At 62.7% G+C, this 7,325-nt stretch carries 7 protein-coding genes; 6 read left to right on the forward strand and 1 reads right to left on the reverse strand.

What is annotated here, in order from left to right; all coding sequences use genetic code 11:
* Positions 1-46: 46 nt before the first annotated feature.
* From atpA to FGL95_RS28755, 5 genes are read left to right on the forward strand one after another with little or no spacing between them, the layout of a single operon-like run.
* Positions 47-1,702, forward strand: a complete 1,656-nt coding sequence (gene atpA / locus FGL95_RS28735) for a F0F1 ATP synthase subunit alpha (protein WP_169593835.1) — start codon at positions 47-49, stop codon at positions 1,700-1,702.
* A 14-nt stretch (positions 1,703-1,716) separates the two neighbouring features.
* Positions 1,717-2,640: a F0F1 ATP synthase subunit gamma gene (locus tag FGL95_RS28740; protein ID WP_169593838.1), complete on the forward strand. Its 924-nt coding sequence runs from the start codon at positions 1,717-1,719 to the stop codon at positions 2,638-2,640.
* Positions 2,641-4,086 (forward strand): F0F1 ATP synthase subunit beta, encoded by a 1,446-nt coding sequence (gene atpD, locus FGL95_RS28745; RefSeq protein WP_169593839.1) that lies wholly within the window; start codon positions 2,641-2,643, stop codon positions 4,084-4,086.
* Positions 4,087-4,113: 27 nt separating this feature from the next.
* Entirely contained in the window at positions 4,114-4,479 is a 366-nt protein-coding gene (locus FGL95_RS28750) for a F0F1 ATP synthase subunit epsilon (protein WP_169593841.1), read from the forward strand.
* A gap of 48 nt (positions 4,480-4,527) precedes the next feature.
* Complete coding sequence (locus FGL95_RS28755) at positions 4,528-4,950, forward strand: DUF2550 domain-containing protein (protein WP_169593843.1); 423 nt, start codon at positions 4,528-4,530, stop codon at positions 4,948-4,950.
* Here the strand turns inward: FGL95_RS28755 and FGL95_RS28760 are convergent.
* Positions 4,947-5,522 (reverse strand): cob(I)yrinic acid a,c-diamide adenosyltransferase, encoded by a 576-nt coding sequence (locus tag FGL95_RS28760; protein ID WP_169593845.1) that lies wholly within the window; start codon positions 5,520-5,522, stop codon positions 4,947-4,949. The two genes, FGL95_RS28755 and FGL95_RS28760, sit on opposite strands and share 4 nt — an antisense overlap.
* 90 nt (positions 5,523-5,612) lie before the next feature.
* Between FGL95_RS28760 and murA the strand changes: the two genes are divergently transcribed.
* On the forward strand, positions 5,613-6,890 hold the full coding sequence (gene murA / locus FGL95_RS28765; protein WP_338080071.1) for a UDP-N-acetylglucosamine 1-carboxyvinyltransferase: 1,278 nt from the start codon (positions 5,613-5,615) through the stop codon (positions 6,888-6,890).
* Positions 6,891-7,325: the final 435 nt, after the last annotated feature.

The raw sequence follows: 7,325 nt of genomic DNA on the forward strand, positions 1-7,325 counted from the left end.
AATCCATTCGAGCTAGAGCTTATTCAAGAACAGGGAAAAGATAGCCATGGCGGAGTTGACAATCTCACCGGAAGAGATTCAGGGCGCGGTCGAAAAGTACGTCGCCACCTTCTCGTCCGACACGTCGCGTGAGGAAATCGGTGTCGTATCCGACACGGGCGATGGAATTGCGCACGTCGAGGGCCTGCCATCGGCAATGACCCAAGAATTGCTCGAATTCCCGGGTGGCATTCTCGGTGTCGCGCTGAACCTCGACGAGGGCAGCATCGGTGCGGTCATCCTCGGTGACTACCAGCACATCCAGGAAGGCCAGCAGGTCAAGCGGACCGGCACGGTTCTCTCGGTCCCCGTCGGCGACAACTTCCTCGGTCGCGTCATCGACCCGCTCGGTCACCCGATCGACGGCCTCGGCGACATCGAGCCCGAAACCCGTCGCGCACTCGAGCTGCAGGCACCGTCGGTCGTCGACCGCCAGGGCGTCAGCGAGCCGCTGCAGACCGGCATCAAGGCAATCGACTCGCAGACGCCGATCGGCCGCGGTCAGCGTCAGCTGATCATCGGCGACCGTAAGACGGGCAAGACCGCCGTCTGCGTCGACACGATCATCAACCAGAAGCAGGCCTGGGAGTCGGGCGACCCGAACCAGCAGGTGCGCTGCGTCTACGTCGCGATCGGTCAGAAGGGTTCGACGATCGCCGCAGTCCGGCAGGGACTGGAAGATGCAGGCGCACTGGAGTACACGACGATCGTCGCGGCTCCGGCGTCAGACTCGGCCGGCTTCAAGTGGCTCGCGCCCTACACCGGTTCGGCCATCGGCCAGCACTGGATGTACGCGGGTAAGCACGTTCTGATCATCTTCGACGACCTGAGCAAGCAGGCAGAGGCCTACCGCGCCATCTCGCTGCTGCTGCGCCGCCCGCCGGGCCGCGAGGCGTACCCCGGTGACGTCTTCTACTTGCACTCCCGTCTCCTCGAGCGTTGCGCAAAGCTGTCCGACGCGCTCGGCGGTGGTTCGATGACCGGTCTGCCGATCATCGAGACGAAGGCCAACGACATCTCGGCGTTCATCCCGACCAACGTCATCTCGATCACCGACGGTCAGTGCTTCCTCGAGACCGACCTGTTCAACCAGGGTGTCCGCCCGGCGATCAACGTCGGTGTCTCGGTCTCCCGCGTCGGTGGCGCTGCGCAGATCAAGGCGATGAAAGAGGTTGCCGGTTCGCTGCGCCTCGAGCTGTCGCAGTACCGCGAACTCGAAGCATTCGCCGCATTCGCCTCGGATCTCGACGCGACGTCGAAGGCCCAGCTTGCCCGCGGTGCTCGCCTCGTCGAGCTGCTCAAGCAGCCGCAGTACACCCCGTACCCGGTCGAAGACCAGGTCGTGGCGATCTTCCTCGGCACGAAGGGTCACCTCGACTCGGTGCCGGTCGGCGATGTCATCCGCTTCGAGAAGGAAGTTCTCGAGCACGTTCGCTCGCGCCACGAGAACATCCTGACCGAGATCCGTGAATCGAAGAAGCTGTCCGACGACGCCGCCGAGGCGCTCGCGGACGCGATCAACGAGTTCAAGAAGAGCTTCTCGGCCAGCGACGGTAGCTCGGTCGTTGTCGAGGACTCCAAGGACGAGCCGGCTGACGAAGCTCCCGAGGCTGAAGAGACCGAGAAGGTCACGGTCCACAAGCCCGCTCCGGACAACAAGTAAGGGTGCGATCGTAAATGGGCGCACAAATACGTGTCCTGCGCCGAAGGATCAAGTCGGCGGGGTCGATCAAGAAGATCACCAAGGCGCAGGAGCTCATCGCGACATCGCGAATCTCCAAGGCACAAGCACGCGTCTTGGCGGCTCGGCCGTATTCAGACGAGATGACCAACATGCTGACGACGCTGGCGGACGAGTCCACGCTCGACCATCCGTTGCTCGTCGAGCGTGAAAACGTCCGTCGCGCGGGAGTTTTGGTGGTTTCCTCGGACCGCGGTCTGTGTGGCGGATACAACGCCAACGTGATCCGCAAGGCCGAAGAGCTGTTCGAGACTCTGCGTTCGGAGGGCAAGGAGCCGGTCGTCTACACGATCGGGCGCAAGGCCCTGAACTTCTACAAGTTCCGGCAGCGTGAAGTGACGAGGTCGTGGACCGGAATTTCCGAGCAGCCAAAGTACGAGGATGCTCGCGAAATTGCCCAGGTGCTCGTAGCGGCGTTCCTCGAAGGAACCGACGTTCCTTACGAGGATCCGCTGCCCGAAGAGGTCCTGGGCGTGGACGAGCTGCACGTCGTCTCGACCGAGTTCAAGTCCATGCTGTCGCAGTCGGCAACGGCTCGCCGGATCGCGCCGTTGGTCGTCGAGTACACCGACGAACCGAAGCGCACCGAGTTCGAGTTCGAGCCAGAAGCACAAGAGCTGTTCGAGACGCTGCTCCCGCGGTACCTCGCAACCCGCGTGTATGCGGCGCTGCTCGAATCGTCAGCGTCGGAGTCGGCCGCTCGTCGCCGCGCAATGAAGGCAGCGACGGACAACGCGGACGACCTGATCAAGGCGCTGACGTTGCAGGCCAACCGTGCTCGCCAGGCTCAGATCACCCAAGAAATCAGTGAAATCGTCGGTGGCGTTGACGCGCTTGCCGCAACAGGAAGTGACGACTAGATGACTGCCGCCGTAACCGATAAGAAAGACGCTGGCGCCGCTGCCGGTCGCGTCGTCCGGGTGACTGGCCCGGTCGTCGACGTCGAGTTCCCGCGTGGCTCCGTTCCGGAGCTGTTCAGCGCTCTGCACGCCGATATCGAATTCCCCGAAATGGCCAAGACTCTGACGCTCGAGGTTGCTCAGCACCTCGGCGACAACTTGGTCCGCACGATTTCCATGCAGCCGACCGATGGCTTGGTTCGTGGCACAGAGGTCACCGACACCGGTGCTTCGATCTCTGTCCCCGTTGGGGACGGCGTCAAGGGCCACGTGTTCAACGCGCTCGGTCACTGCCTCGACGAGCCTGGCTACGGCGACGACTTCGAGAAGTGGTCGATCCACCGCAACCCGCCGGCATTCGACCAGCTCGAGGGTCGTACCGAGATGCTCGAGACGGGCCTCAAGGTCGTCGACCTGCTCACGCCGTACGTGCGTGGCGGAAAGATCGGCCTGTTCGGTGGTGCCGGTGTCGGTAAGACGGTTCTCATCCAGGAAATGATCAACCGTATCGCCAAGAACTTCGCCGGTACGTCTGTGTTTGCCGGTGTTGGTGAGCGCACCCGCGAGGGCAACGACCTCTGGGTCGAGCTCGCGGACGCAAATGTTCTCAAGGACACCGCGTTGGTGTTCGGCCAGATGGACGAGCCGCCCGGCACGCGTATGCGCGTCGCGCTCTCGGCCCTCACCATGGCCGAGTACTTCCGCGATGAGCAGAACCAGGACGTTCTGCTCTTCATCGACAACATCTTCCGGTACACGCAGGCCGGTTCCGAGGTCTCCACGCTGCTCGGCCGTATGCCGTCCGCCGTGGGTTACCAGCCGACTCTGGCCGACGAGATGGGTGAGCTCCAGGAGCGCATCACCTCGACCAAGGGCAAGTCGATTACGTCCATGCAGGCCGTCTACGTGCCTGCTGACGACTACACCGACCCCGCGCCTGCGGCAACGTTCGCGCACCTCGACGCCACCACCGAGCTTTCTCGTACGGTGTTCGCCAAGGGCATCTTCCCTGCCGTCGACCCGCTGGCATCGTCCTCGACGATTCTGCTGCCGGGCATCGTCGGTGAAGACCACTACCGGGTCGCCCAGGAAGTCATTCGCATCCTGCAGCGTTACCAGGACCTCCAGGACATCATCGCCATCCTCGGTATCGATGAGCTGTCGGAAGAGGACAAGCAGCTGGTCGGCCGTGCGCGTCGTATCGAACGTTTCCTTTCGCAGAACATGCACGCCGCTGAGCAGTTCACCGGTCAGCCGGGCTCGAACGTGCCGTTGAAGGAGAACATCGAAGCCTTCGACAAGCTCACGAAGGGCGATTTCGATCACCTCCCGGAGCAGGCATTCTTCCTCATCGGTGGTCTGGACGACCTCGCCAAGAAGGCTGAATCGCTCGGCGCGAAGCTCTGATATCGCGAAGCGAGGGAGGAGCCAAGTATGAGTGAAATAGCTGTAGAGCTGGTCGCGGTCGATCGGCGGGTGTGGTCGGGTGACGCAACGCTGGTCTTCGCGCGCACGACAGTCGGCGAGGTCGGGATTCTGCCGAAGCACATCCCGCTCGTCGCGCAGCTTGCCGACGACGCGATGGTTCGGATCGACACGGCCGACGGCGAACAGCTGAAGTTTGCTGTCGACGGTGGATTCTTGTCGGTGAGCGCCGAGAAGATCACGATCCTCGCCGAGAGCGTCGAGTCTGCGGACGATATCGATGTCGAGAAGGCAGAACGCGACGCGGAGTCGGACGACGAAAGAACAAGTGCCCATGGCCGTGCTCGACTGCGAGCCGTCGGGCGCGTCGTCTAAGCGTTGCAACTCGCGTAGCGAAAGGGCGGCACGGCATTGCAGACCGGGATGATTCTGTTGATCATTCTGGTCGCAATGCTGGCCGCCCTTTTTGCTGTCTCCGTCTATCGGCTGATGGTGCTCCGGGGTGGCGGGACGTCGGCGATCATTCGGACCAGTCCTGGAAAGGGTTCGCAGGGATGGCGCCACGGCCTCATCCGGTATCGCGAAGACTCGCTCGTGTTCTACAAGCTGTCCAGCCTGCGCATCGGCCCTGACGTGCGGCTCAGCAGGCAGGGGATCGTGGTCACCGATCGTCGCGCCCCGCAGGACAGCGAATTCGACATCATGACTCAGGAGATCGTCGTGCTCGCGGTTGCGGACGGCGACCGCGATCTCGAGGTCGCGCTCGACCGCGGCGCACTGACCGCATTTCTTTCGTGGGTGGAGAGCCGGCCGTCGGGACGGTCGATGCGGGGACGGTTCGGTTAGTCCTGCTTACCGCCGGGCTTCCAGAGAACATCGCCGTCCGGATTTGCCACCCGGCTGAGTATGAACAGCAGGTCCGACAGTCGATTCAGGTATTTTGCGGGCAACGCGCTCGTGGTGTCAGGGTTCGCGTCGACGGCGGCCCACGCGGACCTCTCCGCGCGACGGGTAACGGTGCGCGCGGCGTGCAACAACGCGCCCAGGGGAGTGCCGCCCGGAAGGATGAAGGAGTTCAGCGGCGCCAAGCCCTCGTTGAACGCGTCGCACCAGCCCTCCAACCGATCGATGTAGGACTGCGCTACACGTAACGGCGGATATTTCGGATCTTCCACTACCGGCGTCGAGAGATCGGCCCCTGCATCGAACAGGTCGTTTTGGACCTGTCGAAGCACTGCGAGAATGTTCGCTGGGGGATTGCCCAGCGCAACCGCAACACCAATTGCCGCGTTTGTCTCGTCGCAATCCGCATACGCGACCAGTCGAGGATCGTTCTTCGAAATGCGCGAGAAGTCGCTGAGGCCGGTCGTGCCGTCGTCGCCCGTCCGGGTATAGATCCGGGTCAGATGAACGCCCATGCCGCAACGGTACGTGGCTCGGGTCCGATCACTCACATCGCCTGGCGTCCCTTCGCGAACCGATGGGGTCGGAGATTAGGCTGTCCCACTGTGAGTGAACGCTTCCTTGTCAACGGCGGTAATCGTCTCGTCGGCGAAGTGGCTGTCGGGGGCGCAAAGAACAGCGTTCTGAAGTTGATGGCCGCCGCGTTGCTGGCCGAGGGGACGAGCACCATCACCAACTGTCCAGACATTCTGGACGTACCTCTGATGGCCGAGGTCCTGCGCGGGCTCGGGTGCGATGTCGTGCTCGAAGGCGACGAGTGCCGGATCACGACGCCCGCCGAGCCGAAGTATCAGGCTGATTTTCCCGCGGTCCGGCAGTTTCGAGCGTCGGTGTGTGTACTGGGACCGCTGGTCGCGCGATGCCGGCGAGCAGTAGTTGCATTACCTGGGGGAGACGCGATCGGGTCGCGACCCTTGGATATGCATCAGGCGGGCTTACGCCTGCTGGGTGCGCACGCGGAAATCGAGCACGGCTGCGTGGTCGCCCACGCGGACGAACTACAGGGCGCGAAAATCCGGCTCGACTTTCCATCCGTGGGTGCAACCGAGAACATCCTTATGGCGGCAGCTCTCGCCGAGGGCGAGACGGTCATCGATAACGCCGCGCGAGAACCCGACATCGTCGACCTGTGCAACATGCTCGTGCAGATGGGTGCGCGGATAAGCGGGGCGGGCACGACGACACTCACCATCCGGGGAGTGAAGAAGCTCGAGCCGACGACACATCGAGTGATCGGTGATCGAATCGTCGCTGCCACCTGGGGCATCGCCGCTGCAATGACGACGGGCGACGTACGGGTGACCGGCGTAAATCCGAAGCACCTGACCTTGGTGCTGGAAAAGCTGCGTTCTGCCGGCGCCCGGGTGTCGTTCGAGCCGGACGGATTCCGGGTGGTGCAGAAGGACCGCCCGAAGGCGGTGAACTTCTCGACGCTGCCGTTCCCAGGTTTCCCGACCGACTTGCAGCCGATGGCGATCGGTCTTGCGGCGATTGCCGATGGCACTTCGATGATCACCGAGAACGTTTTCGAAGCTCGGTTCCGCTTCGTGGAGGAGATGATTCGCCTCGGTGCCGATGCGCGGACCGACGGCCACCACGCCGTGGTGCGGGGAATTCCCCGACTGTCGAGCGCACCGGTGTGGTCATCGGATATCCGTGCGGGCGCCGGCTTGGTCCTCGCGGGGCTGGTAGCGGACGGGACGACGGAGGTTCACGACGTCTACCACATCGATCGTGGCTACCCCCGATTCGTCGAGAACCTGCAGGCATTGGGTGGCGACATCGAGCGAGTCGGAACCCCGGATCCCGGGGCTCCGAGGTAGATGTGGCCCGCGCCACAGCAGCGAAATTTCGGGTCTCACTTGCGTTCGCCCGGATCGCGCCGCTGTGACCAGCGCAGATGACGGCAAACACGCTGCCGACCAGGCGATTTGATTTGTTGTTCTTCGTCGCGTAACTTTCTTCAAGTCAGAGCGACACGGACACCGACCCGGACCGAAAGGCCTGGGAAACGAGGTTGGACGGTCGAGCGCTTGAGACTCCCGAAGACAAGAACGCCGAGTAGGGTTGTGTCTTCGAAACCGAGAATGTGACTGGGTTTTGACTCCGGGAACAGGATCGTATAAGCTGGAAAAGTTGCCCCGGAGGACCCGCTGAGTGTGGGTGTGATGGTGTGTGCGTGTTCTTTGAGAACTCAACAGTGTGTCGATGAATGTCAGTGCCAATTAGTTATTGGTTTTGCTGTCTTTCTCATTCTT

It is taken from the genome of Antrihabitans stalactiti, assembly GCF_012932915.1.
GTDB lineage: Bacteria > Actinomycetota > Actinomycetes > Mycobacteriales > Mycobacteriaceae > Antrihabitans > Antrihabitans stalactiti.

Excerpts from the sequence above, each read along its gene's own strand:
- FGL95_RS28755 (WP_169593843.1), top strand. The coding sequence starts at position 4,528 with ATGATTCTGTTGATCATTCTGGTCGCAATGCTGGCCGCCCTTTTTGCT.
- atpA (WP_169593835.1), top strand. The coding sequence starts at position 47 with ATGGCGGAGTTGACAATCTCACCGGAAGAGATTCAGGGCGCGGTCGAA.
- FGL95_RS28750 (WP_169593841.1), top strand. The coding sequence starts at position 4,114 with ATGAGTGAAATAGCTGTAGAGCTGGTCGCGGTCGATCGGCGGGTGTGG.
- FGL95_RS28760 (WP_169593845.1), bottom strand. The coding sequence starts at position 5,522 with ATGGGCGTTCATCTGACCCGGATCTATACCCGGACGGGCGACGACGGC.
- atpD (WP_169593839.1), top strand. The coding sequence starts at position 2,641 with ATGACTGCCGCCGTAACCGATAAGAAAGACGCTGGCGCCGCTGCCGGT.
- FGL95_RS28740 (WP_169593838.1), top strand. The coding sequence starts at position 1,717 with ATGGGCGCACAAATACGTGTCCTGCGCCGAAGGATCAAGTCGGCGGGG.